The following is a 14,327-nucleotide window of genomic DNA, read 5'->3' on the forward strand; positions in this document are numbered from 1 at the left end:
CGCAGCCGTGCAGAACACCACCGCGAACGCCTCGCCCGGAGGATGGTTCGAGGAGCGGGCCCGACTTGCCGGCACCGTCGCCGTGATCACCGGAGGGGCAGGCGGTCTCGGTGAGGCGATCGTACGGGACCTCGCCGCCAACGGCGTGCGTCCCGCCGTCCTCGACATCGACCGTGCCGCGGTCGATGCACTGGATTCGTCGCTGCGGGAGGCGGGCGTCGACGCCGTCGTCCGGCACGGCGACGTCCGGGATCCGCAGACGCTCGAGGCCTTGTTCGAGGCGGCCGACGAGCGATGGGGGAGACTCGACACGCTCGTGAACATCGTCGGCGGCACGTTCCGGTCACCGTTCGTCGACACCAACCCCAAGGGCTGGGACGCGCTCGTCCGCACCAACCTCTCGCATGTGTTCCACGCGTGTTCCCTGGCGGTGCCCCTCATGCAGCGTGGTGGCCGCGGGGGGAGCATCGTCAACCTCACGACCATCGAAGCGCACCGCGCCGCACCCGGTTTCGCGGTGTACTCCGCGGCGAAGGCCGCCGTGGAGCAGTTCGCCCGCACCCTTGCCGTCGAAGTGGCGCCTGACGGCATCCGGGTGAACAACGTGGCCCCGGACTTCGTTCCGACGCCTAACCTCGACAAACTCGCCGTGGGCGAGCACGCGCTGACGGATCCACGCAGCGCGGCTGTCGCGATCCCGATGGGGCGGGTCGGTCACGTCCACGACGTGTCGAACTGCGTCGTGTTCCTCGCGTCGGGTCTGTCGTCGTTCGTCACCGGAACGACGCTCCACCCCGACGGCGGCACACTCGCGTCGTCGGGGTGGTTCAACTGGCCCGGAACGGGCTGGGCCAACTATGCGCCGGAGAGTGTCCTCGCGCGAGCGTCGTCGACGCTCGACGAGTAGCTGCGCGGGATCGTGAAGGTCGCTGCCACAACGAGTATCGCCGCCACGAAGCATGCCGCCGTGTACCAGAGGCTGCCGACGGGATCGCCGTTGGCGGTCACGCCGTCGGTGGCCGCGAAGTAGTCGGGCAGCGCACTCGCCCACAACACCGCCATCACCAGCAGGTACACGATGCTGAAATACCTGACGAAGTCGTTGGAATACGCCGGCGTCGCCGGTGAACCGGTCGTGCCCTGCACGGTGCGCAACCGGCGCCACTGGCGTGCGAGCACATAGATCGCCACGGCGGAGACGAGCACGAGTTCGGCGGCGTAGATGGTCGCGCGGACCGTCGTGCTGCCCATCCCGATGACGGTCGCGGGTGCCGGGAGGATCACCGTTCCCAGAGCGGCCAGAAGCCCGACGACCACTGTCCGCCAGACCAGTTCGAGACCTCCGAAGGTGCGGCCCGCGTCGGCGTGGCGGCCGACGAAGTACTGGACGCAGAACGCCAGGGACATCGGCCACAAGGCGGCGAAGACGACCACGCTCGGCAGCGGAACCGACTCGAAGAACGGCTGGTTGACCGGATTGTCGAGCGACCACTCCCACCACCGCAACTGGGGGCCGAGATGATCGAAGATCTCGTAGAAAGCGTGGTGGACGAAACCGACGCACGCGGCGCCGACGAGGGTGCCGTACTGCCGGAACACGCCGAGCATCCGGACGATCTCGAACGCGATCGTCGCCATCAGCGGGTAGATCGCGATGATGTACAGGGGCAGACGCCCCCACATGAACTCGACCGTGAACACGTTGTGCGCGAACATCGTGTCCACGTATTCCTCGACCCCGAAGGCGTCGGGGAAGTACAGCAGCGGTTCGATGATGAACAGGAACGCAAGCGTTCCGAGCCACACGACCAGATTGGTGGGATCACCGGTGCGGCGGAGCCGGACGATCGCGTAGATCAGCGCCAGGAGCGCACCGATCACGATCGTCGCTTCGAGCACCGGAAGGGTCCAGTTCTCCAGGGCGAACGGGCTACGCAGTTCGAAGAGTCCGCCGGCTTCGGCACACGAGAACCCCAGCCGGGTTGCGAGATCCTCGAACGTGGGGGAACAGAGATCCGACATCAGTCGGCCTCCCGCGCGGATACGGTCTCGGCGGTGTACCAGTGTGAGACGTCGTAGCCGGCGTCGAACCGTTCGAACCAGACGTCGGCGAGCGCGGGAAGCTTCTCGTGATCGGGATTGTGCTTGGGCAACTGGCTGCGCACGACACCCGCAAGTGCGACGAGTTGCTCACGCAACGGCAGAACGTCGAACGCCCGCGGCATCGGCCCGTGGTCCTCGGCGTCGAGGAACGGCAGGCGTTTGCGCAGGATCTGCTTACGCCGGTACGACGCGAACATCGACATGGCGTCGATCTTCCGGTCCTCGATCGGCACATGCTTGTTGAAGCCGTCGCACGCGATGGCGATGACGTCGAGCACGTGCTTGAACACGGAAGGTGCCATGCGCATCCGGTAGAGGTCGCTACCGACGACCGCATCGAAGATGATGAGCGCGGAACTGCGGTGCTCGACCTCTTCCACGAAATGCCAGATGAACAGCGATGCGACCCGGTCGTCGCCGGGCCGGAACAAGTGCGAGTCGTTGTCGAGCATCAGCTTGAACACCGGAGTGAAGGTCGCTTCCAGATCCGCCGTGTAGGCGAGGCGGTACTCGAGGGATTTCTCCGCCGTGAGCCGATCGAACGCAGCGACGACCTCGTCGAGCGTTTCCTGCAGACCCGGGTACCGCTTGATCAGCCCTTTGACGTGTTGCCGGTGGGCGGTGGAGTGCTGACCTTCCTGGTACATGAAGGCATTGGCTTCCTCGACCACCTTCGGGTCCTCGATCCGGTGCACGACCTCCTGGACCATGTTCACGATCATCTTCTCGAAACCGATCGCGAGGAACGACACCGCGTTGGCCATGCTCGAGAAGGCCGGGTTCTCCTCGTTCCACAGGAACGGCACGTCGTAGTCCGCGAATGCGAAGCGCATCTTCCGGACCTGCAGGTTCGTCATCGTGGCGCTACCTCGTCTCATGCCGGCCCCGGGAGGCCGGACGGGTGGGGCCCCGGGTGACGAGGCCTCGGTTCGGCGTGACCATACATCAGTGCGCTCATTTGTATGATAGGAATCCCGGCGCCGATGCGGAAGGCCCCGCGACGCGCAGACGGGCCCGGTGTGCAGACGTGCGCCGTGTTACCGTCGGGTTCTTGTTGCAGGTCGTGGTACCCGAGGAAGCGGATCGTGGCGCGGAGACGTGGATGGGGCGGGCGTCCTCCCGTCGACGACGAGGAGGCCACGCAGCGGATAGTCGCGGCAGCGGTCGAGCTGATCGCGCAGTCCGGAGCGGAAATCAGCATCGCCGACGTCGCTCAGTCGCTCGGCGTCATCCGTCAGACGGTGTACCGGTACTTCGCCAGCGCAGACGCGCTGATGCGTGCGGCGGCGATCGCGTCGGTCGAAGGATTCCTGGATCGGCTGGCCGACGAGGTGAGCGGTATCGGTGACCCCGCGGAGGCGATGGTCGCCGGGGTCGTGTTCACGCTCGCGGAAGTCCGTCGTACCCCACACCTGGGCATCCTGCTGTCGAGTACGTATTCGGACCCGCATCCGGAAGTAATCGCGTCGGGTGAGGCGCGCGCCTTCGGCATGACCATGATCCGGCGGTTCGACGTCGACTGGGAGAGCTACGGCTACGACGACGAGTCGCTCGGCGAACTGGTCGAATTCGTCCTGCGGACGATGCAGTCGTTCTTCGTCTCCCCGGGGGATCCTCCGCGCAGCGAGGACGAACTGCGCCGGTACCTGCGCCGGTGGATGGGTACCGCGATCCTCGCGCAAGAAGCCCCTGGGGTTGCACCCGCCGATGTGACCTAGGTAACATCGATCTTGCGAATCGAGCCGGAGACGTCCGCGGACGACAGAGAAGTGCTCGTGAAGCAGAGATCCGGCCCGGTACACGCGAGAGCGGAACCGGGCCGAACCCCTGTCGGGGGGCCTGCGACGAAAGGGATCAGGGTGGGGGAACGCATCACGACCGTCGTCCATAACGGATTGACGTTCGACATCCGGGACGACGGACCGATCGACGGCGAACGTGTCGTACTGCTTCACGGGTTCCCGCAGGATTCACGATCGTGGGACGGCGTGGCCGCGTGGCTGCACGAGGCCGGATACCGCACCTTCGCGCCGGACCAGCGCGGGTATTCACCGGGCGCGCGTCCGCCGCGTCGCCGCGACTACCGGATTCCCCTGCTCGTCGGGGACGCCATTGCGATCATCGAGCAGGTCGGCGACGGGTCGCCTGTCCACCTCGTCGGGCACGACTGGGGCGCGATAGTCGCGTGGGGAGTGGCTGCCCAGCACCCGGACCTCGTGCGGTCCCTCACCGCAGTGTCGGTGCCCCATCCCGCGGCGTTCCTTCGCGCGTTCGCCACGAGCACCCAGTTGTTCAAGTCCTGGTACATGCTCGCGTTCCAGATGCCGTGGGTCCCGGAACTGCTGCTGAGCAACGAGTCGGTCGGACGCTTCGTTCTGAGCCGGTCGGGCCAGCCCGACGCTGCGGTGACGCGCGACGCGGCGCGTCTTGCCGATCGATCCGCGGTGCGCGGTGGGGTGAACTGGTACCGGGCGATGCTGTGGAGCGACCCCAAGGCGACGCTCGAGTCCGTCACGGTGCCCACGCTCATGGTGTGGAGCGACGGTGACGTCGCCGTCGGGCCCGCCGGGGTCGAGGCCACGCCGCGCTATGTCTCCGGTCCGTACCGGTCGGAGACGCTCGCCGGCGTCAGCCATTGGATCCCGGACGAAGTCCCCGACGAACTCGCCCGCTTCGTCGTCGAGCACGCCTCCGCCCACAGCTGACGGAGGCGGGCTCTCGACGGAGGCGGGCTCTCGACGGAGGCGGGCTCTCGACGGAGGCGGGCTCTCGACGGAGTCCTAGGCGCGCAGGCGCTCGCGCCGCAGCAGGTCGACTTCCGGAAGATCGAGCGGCGGTAGTGAATCCACGCCCAGTGCCTGCGCGATCAGGTGGTCGGCGAGTTCGGGATTGCGCGCCAGCACCGGTCCGTGCAGATAGGTGCCGATCACCGAACCCTGTACTGCGCCTTCGAGTCCGTCGCCGACACCGTTGCCGACGCCGCGGGACACGCGTCCCAGGCCTGTCGCACTCGACCCGAGAGTTGTTCCGCCTCGGTGGTTCTCGAAGCCGGTCAGCGGCTGGGTGAGACCGTCGACGACGGGCTGTGTGACGATCTCCCCGATCGAACGGACCTCTTGCGGCGACGTCGTCACGTCGAGGAGGCCGACACCGTCGACGCGTTCTCCCGACGAGGTCTCGTACCAGTGGCCGAGCACCTGGATGGCGGCGCAGATCGCGAGCACGGGTGCACCGCGCCCGGCGGCCTGCTGCAGACCCGGATAACGCTGGAGATGCCGCGTGGCGAGTCGCTGCGCGGCATCTTCGGCTCCGCCGAGTGTGTACATGTCGAGCGACTCGGGCACCGGGTCGCTCAAACCGATCTCGATGACTTCGGCGTCATAGCCGCGCATGCGCAGGCGCTGCCGCAGCACGAGGGCGTTTCCGCCGTCGCCGTAGGTGCCCATGACGTCGGGCAGCACCAGCCCGATCCGAACGGTCGAGTCAGACATTGGCCGTCCTCCTGGAGATTTCGGTGTTGAGATCCCGGAACGCGGTGTAGTTGGCGAGCACCTCCACCCGCCCGGGCGGGCAGGAGGCGATGGCTTTCAGCGGGTCCGGAACGAGAGTGTGGTCGACGCCCGCGTAGGTGAGGCGCACCGCAAGGTCGGTGCCGCGCTCGCCCGCCGCGACCACCTGTACTCCCTCGAAGTGTTCGAAGCGCACATCCCACAGCCAGGACAGGTCTTCGCCGTCGGGCACCTGACCGTTGACGGCGATGACGAGTCCGTCGACGGTCGGATCGATCATCGACAGCGCTTCCTGCCAGCCCGCCGGGTTCTTGGCGAGCAGCATGTGGACGGAATGCGGGCCGACCTGGACGGTCTTGTACCGGCCCGCGACCTCGTCGACAACTGCTGCTGCGGCGACCGCGTCGGCAGGGTCGGCGCCCAACGCGACCGCGGCCGCGACCGCCTGGGCGGCGTTTCCGCGGTTGGCTTTGCCGGGCAGTGTCAGCTTCAACGGCAGCACAAGCCCGTCGGGCCCGTACAGGTTGTCGTCATCGACCCACCAATCAGGTTGGGGCCGAGCGAAATCGGATCCCGTGCTGTACCAGTGGACGCCCTCGCGGGCGATGGGTTCCCCGGTGCGGGGGCAGCTCACCGAATCGTTCGCCCATCCTGCGCCGGCGGCCACCCACACGACGTTGGGGTTGTCGTATGCGGCCGACGTGACGAGCACATCGTCGCAGTTGGCGATGATCACGGCCTCGGGGTGCCGCTGAAGACCCGCGCGTAGCTTGCGCTCGATCATGTTGATCTCGCCCACGCGGTCGAGCTGATCGCGGCTGAGATTGAGCAGGACTATCGCTTCGGGGGCGAGGGCGTCGGCCACGTGCGGGGTGTGCAGCTCGTCGACCTCGATCGCGGCGAGAGGCGCGCCGAGATCGGAGGCGAGGGCCGCCACGATGCCCGCGTCCATATTCGCGCCGTCCGCCTGCGTGACGGTCTTGTCGATCGTCTCCAGGGCGGCGGCGGTCATCCGCGTCGTGGTCGACTTGCCGTTGGTGCCGGTGACGAGCACCGTGCGGCGCCCGTGACCGACCTGCTTCATCAGCGTCGGCTCGATCTTCAGGGCGATGAGCCCGCCGATCATCGACCCCTTGCCGCGTCCGGCTTTCTGGGACGCCCAGGCGGCAGCTTTCGCGGCGCGCAGGGCGAACCGGCCGCGCGCGGTGATTTCAGTGCTAGTTCCCACGTCGGCGAGTGTTCCACAGCCACCCCGAAGCCGCCGACGGCGGCTTGCCAACTGTGTCAGGAACTACGGGTGGGCTCCGCCGTCGCGGCCAAGGCGTGCGACTTGAGCGCCTGGAACTCGTCCTCGGTGATGGTTCCGGCGTCCAGCAGCGCCTTCGCGTCGGCGATCTGGTCGGCCGGGGACTTGCCCGCGACCTCGCGGATGTAGTTGTCCTGCGCGGATTTGATCTGCGCGGCCTCTCGCGCCGACCGCTCGGCCATACCGCGACCGTGGACCACCAGGTACACCAGGCCGGTGAGCAGCGGGAAGATGAAAAGGAATACGATCCAGATCGCCTTCACCCATCCGGACTGGTCGCGGTTGGCGAACAGATCGCTGATGATCAGCCACAGCATGATCAGATACGCGATGAACGCGAAGCACACGATGATGTACCACATGATGTCCCAGAACTCCACGGCGATCCCCTTACTCGTAGGACGAGCTCAGTGGTCCGGGGATGCGTACCGAACCGTCGACGCGGCGGTACCCCGGGAACTTCCCGCAGAGTACCGCCGCGCAGGTAGGGACATGGGCCGAATCGGCCGAGCGATCAGCTCGCGCGGTTGACCGCCGAGACGACCGCCCGCAGCGACGCGACGGTGATGGACGAGGCGATTCCTACGCCCCACACCAGCGTCGTGGTGCCGTCGGGACGGGTCACGTCGGCCTCGACGTAGGCGGCGGCATTCGCGTCGTCGCCGGCGGACATGGCGTGCTCGGAGTATCCGCGTACGGCGACGCGGTAGCCCAGCGACTCGAGGCCGTCGACGAAGGCGGCCAGCGGGCCGTTGCCCGTACCGGTGATCTCCTTCTCGACACCGTTGACCTTGAGGATCGCGGTGATGGTGTCTTCGCCCTCGTCCGTCTCCGCAGCCGTGACCTTCTGGCGGATCCGCTCGAGCGGGGTGATGGGAGCCAGGTACTCCTCGTGGAAGATGTCCCACATCTCCTTGGGGCTGACTTCGCCGCCTTCCCCGTCGGTGACGGCCTGCACGGACTGCGAGAACTCGATCTGCAGGCGACGCGGCAGATTCAGGCCGTGGTCGTGCTTCATGATGTAGGCGATGCCGCCCTTGCCGGACTGCGAGTTGACGCGGATCACGGCCTCGTAGCTGCGGCCGACGTCCTTCGGGTCGATCGGCAGGTACGGCACGGCCCACGTGATGTCGTCGACATCGGAGCCGGCCGCATCGGCGTCGGCCTTCATGACGTCCATGCCCTTGTTGATCGCGTCCTGGTGGCTACCGGAGAACGCCGTGTAGACCAGGTCGCCGCCGTACGGGTGCCGCTCGGGGACGGGCAGCTGGTTGCAGTACTCGACGGTGCGGCGGATCTCGTCGATGTTCGAGAAGTCGATCTGCGGGTCGACCCCGCGGCTGAACATGTTCAGGCCCAGCGTCACCAGGCATACGTTGCCGGTGCGTTCGCCGTTCCCGAACAGGCAACCCTCGATGCGGTCGGCGCCGGCCTGGTAACCCAGCTCGGCGGCTGCGACGCCGGTCCCGCGGTCGTTGTGGGGGTGCAGCGACAGGATGATCGAGTCGCGTCGGGCCAGATTGCGGTGCATCCACTCGATCGAGTCGGCGTACACGTTCGGGGTGGCCATCTCGACGGTCGCCGGCAGGTTGATGATCACCGGGTGCTCGGGGGTGGCGCCCAGGGTCTCGACGACCGCGTCACACACTTCCTTGGCGTACGACAGTTCGGTGCCGGTGTAGGACTCGGGGGAGTACTCCCACCGCCAGTTGGTGTCGGGGTAGTCCTTCGCGGTCTCGATCACCAGTTCCGCGGCGTCGGTCGCGATCTTCTTGACCGCGTCCTTGTCGGCGCGGAACACGACGCGGCGCTGCAGGATCGACGTGGAGTTGTAGAAGTGCACGATCACGTTCTGTGCACCGACACATGCCTCGAAGGTGCGCCGGATCAGCTCGGGACGAGACTGCGTCAGCACCTGGATGGTGACGTCGTCGGGAATTGCATTGTCCTCGATGATTTCCCGGACGAAGTCGAAGTCGGTCTGGCTCGCGGACGGGAAGCCGACCTCGATCTCCTTGTAGCCCATCCGCACCAGCAGATCGAACATCCGCCGCTTGCGGGCCGGGCTCATCGGATCGATGAGCGCCTGGTTGCCGTCACGCAGGTCGACTGCGCACCAGCCGGGCGCGCGGTCGATGATCTTGTCGGGCCAGGTGCGGTCGGGCAGCGAGACCGGCTCGACTTCCTCGGCGAACGGCCGGTACCGGTACGTCGGCATCGACGAGTTCTTCTGGGTGTTCCACGCGGGCTGATCGGCGGGCGCGGGCTTGCTCGGCGGGGTGATGGTGCGCGAACCGGAGGTGAAAGCGTCGGCGGGTGACATGACGTATCTCCAAAGAGGTGGGACCGGTGGGTCCAGATCAGGATATCGACCGGCGCGTAGAAACCCCGCGACGGGAAGCCGGTCTGGTCAGATCCCGCCGCGGCGGCCGAGGAGAAGCGCGCGCTGCATGCCAAGCAGTGTAACGCCACGACACTTCATTGCACCGCCGGCCCCCGCTTTGTCCGAAAGGGCTCCGATTGTTCGTCGTCTTTGCAGAGGGGCTTCCCGCCTCTTTCCGAGCGGCCTTCGACGCGTACGCCGGTCCGGCGATCGTCGGCGGCGGTGCGCTGTATCCGGTGGCCGAAGCGGCGACCGTCAGGAACACCGGTGGCACCCCGCTGGTGACGGACGGTCCGTTCGCCGAGTCGAACGAGGTCGTCGGCGGGTTCTGCATCTTCGAGGCGGACGATGTCGACGCCGCTCTCGACCTCGTGCGCCGGATCCCCGACATGGACAACGGCTACATCGAGTTGTGGCCGATGGTGGAGTGGTTCTCCACGCCGCACAGCGCCGGATGCTGGCTTGCACTGCTGCGCGAACCCGCCGGCGGCGCGGACGATCCGGGTACCCCGGCGTGGGACGAGGGTGCGGCCGCGCACGCCCGATTCACGGAAGCGGCCGGCTCGGCGGTGCGCGCGGGAGGAGCACTCCGACCCCCGTCCTCGGCGACCACGGTTCGCACGAAGGGCGGCGAGGTGATGCTGACGGACGGGCCGTTCTCCGAAACCACCGAGATCGCCAACGGACTGTACGTGTTGTCCGCGCCGGATCGCGCCACCGCTGTGCGACTCGCGCTGCAGATTCCGATGGGTCCCGGGGGATGCGTCGAACTACGCCGCATGGTCGACGAGTAGCGGACTGGCCGTATGGACGTCGCCCGGGTGTTTCGCGCGGAGCACGGCCGCGCGGTAGCAGCGGTGACGCGATTCACCGGCGATCTCACCCTTGCGGAGGACGCGGTTCAGGACGCCTTCGTCGACGCATTGCGGGCCTGGCCGGACCAGGGCGAACCTGCGAATCCCGGCGCGTGGATCACCACCGTTGCGCGTCGGCGTGCCCTGGACAGGATCCGCCGGGAGGCGGCCCGCGACGGAAAGGAGGTCGCGGCCGTGCGGTGCGGCGATGTACTGGGGGCGTTCGAGGAGGAGGTGCCGTGGGTGCGTGACGACGAACTGCGGTTGCTGTTCACATGCTGTCATCCGGCGCTCGCGCGCGACGCCCAAGTCGCTCCCACGCTCCGTCTGGTGTGTGGGCTGACGGCCGTCGAAATCGCCCGGGCGTTCTTGCAGGCGGAGCCGGCCGTGACTAGGCGCCTCAGCCGCGCGAAGGCGAAGATACGCGATGCGGGGATACCGTTCCGGTCACCTCCGGAACACCTTCTGCCCGAACGTGTTCCGCAAGTCACCACCTGCATCTACCTGGTCTTCACCGAAGGTTATTCCGCGACCTCCGGTGACGCACCGGTCCGAGAGGATCTGTGCGCGGAGGCGATTCGGCTCGGGCGGCTGCTGTGTGACCTGATGCCCGAGCAGCGGGAGGCGTGGGCACTCCTCGCGTTGATGCTCCTGCACGACAGTCGGCGTCACGAGCGAGTCGGCGCCGACGGACCGGTGCGACCGCTCGAGGAGCAGGATCGCGGGCGGTGGGACCGGGACCGCATCCGGGACGGCCTCGACGCGCGCGGGTGGCTCCGCGGGGCCGTACCTGCCCCAGGCGGTGATCGCCGCCGTCCACGCCTGCGCTCCGACCTGGCACTCGACCGACTGGGCCACCATCGTCGGCGCGTACGACCACCTGCTGGAGTTGTCGGGATCTCCCGTGGTGGCGGTCAACCGCGCGGTGGCCCTCGGGTTCCGGGATGGGTGGCACGCGGGGCTCGCAGCCCTCGAGGCACTGCCCGAAGATCCGCGATTGCGCAGGCTGATCGAGCCTGCCCGCGCAGATCTGTTGCGGCGCGCCGGGCGTTGGGCCGACGCCGCCGACGCGTACCGCGCCGCGCTGAAGACCACGGGCAACGAGGCAACGGCCCGGTTTCTGCGACGACGGCTCGAGGAGGTAGACCGGTCGAACGTTCGGGCGGCCGGTTCGTGACGCCGACGGCGACCGCCCTTTGTTGCGCACGACACTTTCCCGATGGGCCCGACCGGCCCCCACACAGCCATCGGTAAGCTTGGCCCCTGGACTTGTTCCCAAGACCCGGAGGTTCGACAGCGTGGCACTCGTCGTCCAGAAGTACGGAGGATCCTCGGTCGCGACGGCCGAGCGGATCCGGCGCGTCGCTGAAAGGATCGTCGAGACCAAAAAGGCGGGCAACGACGTCGTGGTCGTGGTGTCCGCAATGGGTGACACCACAGACGAACTGCTCGACCTCGCTCATCAGGTGTGCCCCGTGCCCCCGGCGCGAGAGATGGACATGCTCCTCACGTCGGGCGAGCGAATCTCGAACTCCCTGGTCGCGATGGCTATCCATTCTCTCGGTGCCGAGGCCCGCTCGTTCACCGGCTCGCAGGCCGGCGTGATCACCACGGGCAGCCACGGCAACGCGAAGATCATCGACGTCACACCCGGTCGTGTCCGCACGGCCCTGGACGAGGGCAGCATCGTGCTGGTCGCCGGGTTCCAGGGTGTGAGCCAGGACAGCAAGGACATCACGACCCTCGGTCGTGGTGGCTCCGACACGACCGCCGTCGCTCTCGCCGCCGCACTGGAGGCGGACGTATGCGAGATCTACACCGACGTCGACGGTGTGTTCACCGCGGACCCGCGGATCGTCAAGGACGCGCAGCGGCTCGAGAAGGTGTCCTTCGAGGAGATGCTCGAGCTCGCCGCGAGTGGCGCCAAAGTCCTGATGCTGCGGTGCGTCGAATACGCCCGCCGCTACAACGTGCCTGTGCACGTTCGTTCGTCGTACACCACCAAGCCCGGCACCATCGTGTCCGGATCGATGGAGGACATCCCTGTGGAAGAGGCACTGATCACCGGCGTTGCGCACGATCGCGGCGAAGCGAAGATCACCGTGGTCGGTCTGCCGGACACCCCCGGCTACGCCGCCAAGGTGTTCCGTGCGGTCGCCGACGCCGACATCAACATCGACATGGTGCTGCAGAACATCTCGAAGGTCGAGACCGGCAAGACCGACATCACCTTCACCCTGCCCACCTCCGACGCTCCGCGCGCGGTCGAACTACTCACCAAGCGGCAGGAAGAGATCGGCTTCACGCAGGTCCTCTTCGACGACCACATCGGCAAGGTCTCCCTCGTCGGCGCAGGTATGAGGAGCCATCCCGGCGTCACCGCCAAGTTCTGTGAGGCACTCGCCGACGCCGGCATCAACATCGATCTCATCTCGACCTCCGAGATCCGCATCTCGGTCCTCGTCGACGACACCGAACTCGACGAGGCGGTGCGTGCCCTGCACGCAGCGTTCGATCTCGGTGGTGCCGAGGAAGCGGTCGTGCACGCAGGGACGGGGCGATAGACATGACCACCATTGCTGTTGTGGGTGCCACCGGACAGGTCGGCATCGTCATGCGCACGCTCCTCGAGGAGCGGAACTTCCCGGCCGACAAGGTCCGGTTCTTCGCCTCGGCTCGCTCGGCCGGCAAGAAGCTTCCCTTCCGGGGTGAGGAAATCGTCGTCGAGGACGCCGCCGCGACGTCCGACGAGGACCTTGCGGGCATCGATATCGCCCTGTTCTCCGCCGGTGCGACGTTGTCCCGGGCCCAGGCTCCGCGCTTCGCTGCCGCAGGCGCGACCGTTGTCGACAACTCGTCGGCATGGCGCAAGGATCCCGACGTTCCCCTGGTCGTGAGCGAGGTCAACCCCGAGCAGGCGAAGAATCCGCCGAAGGGCATCATCGCGAACCCCAACTGCACCACGATGGCCGCGATGCCGGTCCTCAAGGCGCTGCACGACGAGGCGGGCCTTCAGCGTCTGATCGTCTCGAGCTACCAGGCGGTCTCCGGCAGCGGTATCGCCGGTGTCGAGGAACTGCTCGGCCAGGCCCGCGCGGTCATCGACGACGCGGAGAAGCTGGTGCACGACGGCGGCGCGGTCGATTTCCCCGCACCCGACAAGTACGTCGCACCGATTGCGTTCAACGTGCTGCCGCTCGCCGGCTCGCTCGTCGACGACGGTTCCGGCGAGACCGACGAAGACCAGAAGCTGCGCAACGAGTCGCGCAAGATTCTGGGTCTTCCGGATCTGCTCGTGTCCGGAACGTGCGTGCGCGTGCCGGTCGTGACGGGCCATTCGCTGTCGATCAATGCGGAGTTCGAGCGGCCCCTGTCGGTCGAGCGTGCGCAGGAGATCCTCGCCTCGGCTCCGGGTGTCCGGCTCGTCGACGTGCCGACCCCACTCGCTGCAGCCGGTGACGACGTCTCGCTGGTGGGCCGCATCCGCCAGGACCCGGGTGCGCCCGAGGGTCGTGGACTCGCGTTGTTCGTCTCGGGCGACAACCTGCGCAAGGGCGCTGCGCTCAACACCATTCAGATCGCGGAGTTGCTCGTCTGATCTCCGGCACCTCGGTACTCGAGCGAGTGGATCATCCCGCAGGGGTGGTCCACTCGCTGCTTTTCGTCCAAGGGTTCGCTGCGAGCGCCCACCTAGGATGGCCGGTGTGACGTCCATTCGTTCCGCGACCCTCGACCGCATCGCACCGGCGACCCTCTACCGCATCGTGCGGTTGCGCACAGAAGTGTTCGTGTACGAACAGGGGATCGTGTCCGAGCCGGAACTCGACGGCCTCGATCTCGAGCCCGGCACGACGCACTACTGGATCGAGGAGGGCGACGATGTGGTGGCGACCCTCCGGGTCCTCGACGCCGACGGACCGGTCATCCACATCGGGCGGGTCGCGACCGCGAAGAAGGCCCGGGGCAGGGGTCTCGCTGCCCGCTTGATCGAGTCGGTGATCGACGACCATCCGCAACCCGTCGAGATCCTGGCACAGGCGTATCTCGAGGACTGGTACGGCCGCTTGGGTTTCGAGCGCACCGGCCCGAATTTCATCGAGGCGGGTATCGACCACCTACCCATGAGGCGGCCCGGTCGCTGAACCGTCCGTAAACAGGTTTACATACAGTCT

The 14,327-nt window shown here is 67.2% G+C and carries 13 protein-coding genes and 1 pseudogene; 8 read left to right on the forward strand and 6 right to left on the reverse strand.

Translation table 11 applies throughout. The features are described from left to right. Nucleotides 1–7 precede the first annotated feature (7 nt). Nucleotides 8–907, forward strand: a complete 900-nt coding sequence (locus ACLQ3J_RS20555) for an SDR family NAD(P)-dependent oxidoreductase (protein WP_425904277.1) — start codon at nt 8–10, stop codon at nt 905–907. On the opposite strand, the gene ACLQ3J_RS20560 is transcribed toward ACLQ3J_RS20555, so the two are convergent. Both ACLQ3J_RS20560 and ACLQ3J_RS20565 read right to left on the reverse strand, forming a co-directional pair. Further along, nucleotides 856–2,022 (reverse strand): hypothetical protein, encoded by a 1,167-nt coding sequence (locus ACLQ3J_RS20560; RefSeq protein WP_422423122.1) that lies wholly within the window; start codon nt 2,020–2,022, stop codon nt 856–858. The genes ACLQ3J_RS20555 and ACLQ3J_RS20560 overlap by 52 nt on opposite strands. Beyond that, nucleotides 2,022–2,960 carry a metal-dependent hydrolase gene (locus ACLQ3J_RS20565; protein ID WP_378528314.1) on the reverse strand — a complete coding sequence of 313 codons (939 nt, stop codon included), beginning with the start codon at nt 2,958–2,960 and terminating at the stop codon, nt 2,022–2,024. The genes ACLQ3J_RS20560 and ACLQ3J_RS20565 overlap by 1 nt, the downstream gene beginning before the upstream one ends. A 228-nt stretch (nt 2,961–3,188) precedes the next feature. Here ACLQ3J_RS20565 and ACLQ3J_RS20570 point away from each other — a divergent pair, with 228 nt between their 5' ends. Together ACLQ3J_RS20570 and ACLQ3J_RS20575 are read left to right on the forward strand one after the other, a co-directional pair. Continuing rightward, a complete protein-coding gene (locus ACLQ3J_RS20570) occupies nt 3,189–3,821 on the forward strand; it encodes a TetR/AcrR family transcriptional regulator (protein ID WP_378528315.1) in 633 nt (210 codons plus the stop codon). 141 nt (nt 3,822–3,962) lie between these two features. Beyond that, on the forward strand, nt 3,963–4,808 hold the full coding sequence (locus ACLQ3J_RS20575) for an alpha/beta fold hydrolase (protein ID WP_378528316.1): 846 nt from the start codon (nt 3,963–3,965) through the stop codon (nt 4,806–4,808). 75 nt (nt 4,809–4,883) lie between these two features. Here ACLQ3J_RS20575 and ACLQ3J_RS20580 read toward each other — a convergent pair whose 3' ends face one another. From ACLQ3J_RS20580 to leuA, 4 genes are all read right to left on the reverse strand, one after another. Continuing rightward, on the reverse strand, nt 4,884–5,594 hold the full coding sequence (locus tag ACLQ3J_RS20580) for a type 1 glutamine amidotransferase (RefSeq protein ID WP_378528317.1): 711 nt from the start codon (nt 5,592–5,594) through the stop codon (nt 4,884–4,886). Beyond that, nucleotides 5,587–6,840, reverse strand: a complete 1,254-nt coding sequence (locus ACLQ3J_RS20585; RefSeq protein WP_169622609.1) for a MurT ligase domain-containing protein — start codon at nt 6,838–6,840, stop codon at nt 5,587–5,589. Before ACLQ3J_RS20585 ends, ACLQ3J_RS20580 begins: the two co-directional genes overlap by 8 nt. A 56-nt stretch (nt 6,841–6,896) precedes the next feature. After that, complete coding sequence (locus ACLQ3J_RS20590) at nt 6,897–7,280, reverse strand: SHOCT domain-containing protein (protein WP_425904295.1); 384 nt, start codon at nt 7,278–7,280, stop codon at nt 6,897–6,899. Between the two features lie 152 nt (nt 7,281–7,432). After that, a complete protein-coding gene (leuA, locus tag ACLQ3J_RS20595; RefSeq protein WP_422423127.1) occupies nt 7,433–9,241 on the reverse strand; it encodes a 2-isopropylmalate synthase in 1,809 nt (602 codons plus the stop codon). A 197-nt stretch (nt 9,242–9,438) separates the two neighbouring features. Here leuA and ACLQ3J_RS20600 point away from each other — a divergent pair, with 197 nt between their 5' ends. The 5 genes and pseudogenes from ACLQ3J_RS20600 (at nt 9,439) to ACLQ3J_RS20620 (ending at nt 14,297) form a co-directional block, all read left to right on the forward strand. Beyond that, nucleotides 9,439–10,095, forward strand: coding sequence for a YciI family protein (locus tag ACLQ3J_RS20600; RefSeq protein WP_422423128.1), 657 nt, complete (start codon nt 9,439–9,441; stop codon nt 10,093–10,095). A gap of 12 nt (nt 10,096–10,107) precedes the next feature. Then, a pseudogene (locus ACLQ3J_RS20605) lies at nt 10,108–11,332 on the forward strand (RNA polymerase sigma factor). A 121-nt stretch (nt 11,333–11,453) separates the two neighbouring features. Beyond that, nucleotides 11,454–12,719 carry an aspartate kinase gene (locus ACLQ3J_RS20610; protein ID WP_422423129.1) on the forward strand — a complete coding sequence of 422 codons (1,266 nt, stop codon included), beginning with the start codon at nt 11,454–11,456 and terminating at the stop codon, nt 12,717–12,719. A 2-nt stretch (nt 12,720–12,721) separates the two neighbouring features. Continuing rightward, nucleotides 12,722–13,753 (forward strand): aspartate-semialdehyde dehydrogenase, encoded by a 1,032-nt coding sequence (locus tag ACLQ3J_RS20615; RefSeq protein ID WP_422423130.1) that lies wholly within the window; start codon nt 12,722–12,724, stop codon nt 13,751–13,753. Nucleotides 13,754–13,859: 106 nt separating this feature from the next. Then, the gene (locus tag ACLQ3J_RS20620) at nt 13,860–14,297 is read left to right on the forward strand and encodes a GNAT family N-acetyltransferase (RefSeq protein WP_422423131.1); all 438 of its coding nucleotides are present in this window, start codon (nt 13,860–13,862) and stop codon (nt 14,295–14,297) included. The last annotated feature ends 30 nt before the right edge of the window (nt 14,298–14,327 follow it).

Source organism: Rhodococcus sp. DT1, assembly GCF_049844875.1.
GTDB lineage: Bacteria > Actinomycetota > Actinomycetes > Mycobacteriales > Mycobacteriaceae > Rhodococcus.

What these genes read in the sequence shown, in the direction of transcription:
- ACLQ3J_RS20560 (WP_422423122.1), bottom strand. Translation starts at nt 2,022, where the DNA reads ATGTCGGATCTCTGTTCCCCCACGTTCGAGGATCTCGCAACCCGGCTG.
- ACLQ3J_RS20565 (WP_378528314.1), bottom strand. Translation starts at nt 2,960, where the DNA reads ATGACGAACCTGCAGGTCCGGAAGATGCGCTTCGCATTCGCGGACTAC.
- ACLQ3J_RS20580 (WP_378528317.1), bottom strand. Translation starts at nt 5,594, where the DNA reads ATGTCTGACTCGACCGTTCGGATCGGGCTGGTGCTGCCCGACGTCATG.
- ACLQ3J_RS20590 (WP_425904295.1), bottom strand. Translation starts at nt 7,280, where the DNA reads ATGTGGTACATCATCGTGTGCTTCGCGTTCATCGCGTATCTGATCATG.
- leuA (WP_422423127.1), bottom strand. Translation starts at nt 9,241, where the DNA reads ATGTCACCCGCCGACGCTTTCACCTCCGGTTCGCGCACCATCACCCCG.
- ACLQ3J_RS20615 (WP_422423130.1), top strand. Translation starts at nt 12,722, where the DNA reads ATGACCACCATTGCTGTTGTGGGTGCCACCGGACAGGTCGGCATCGTC.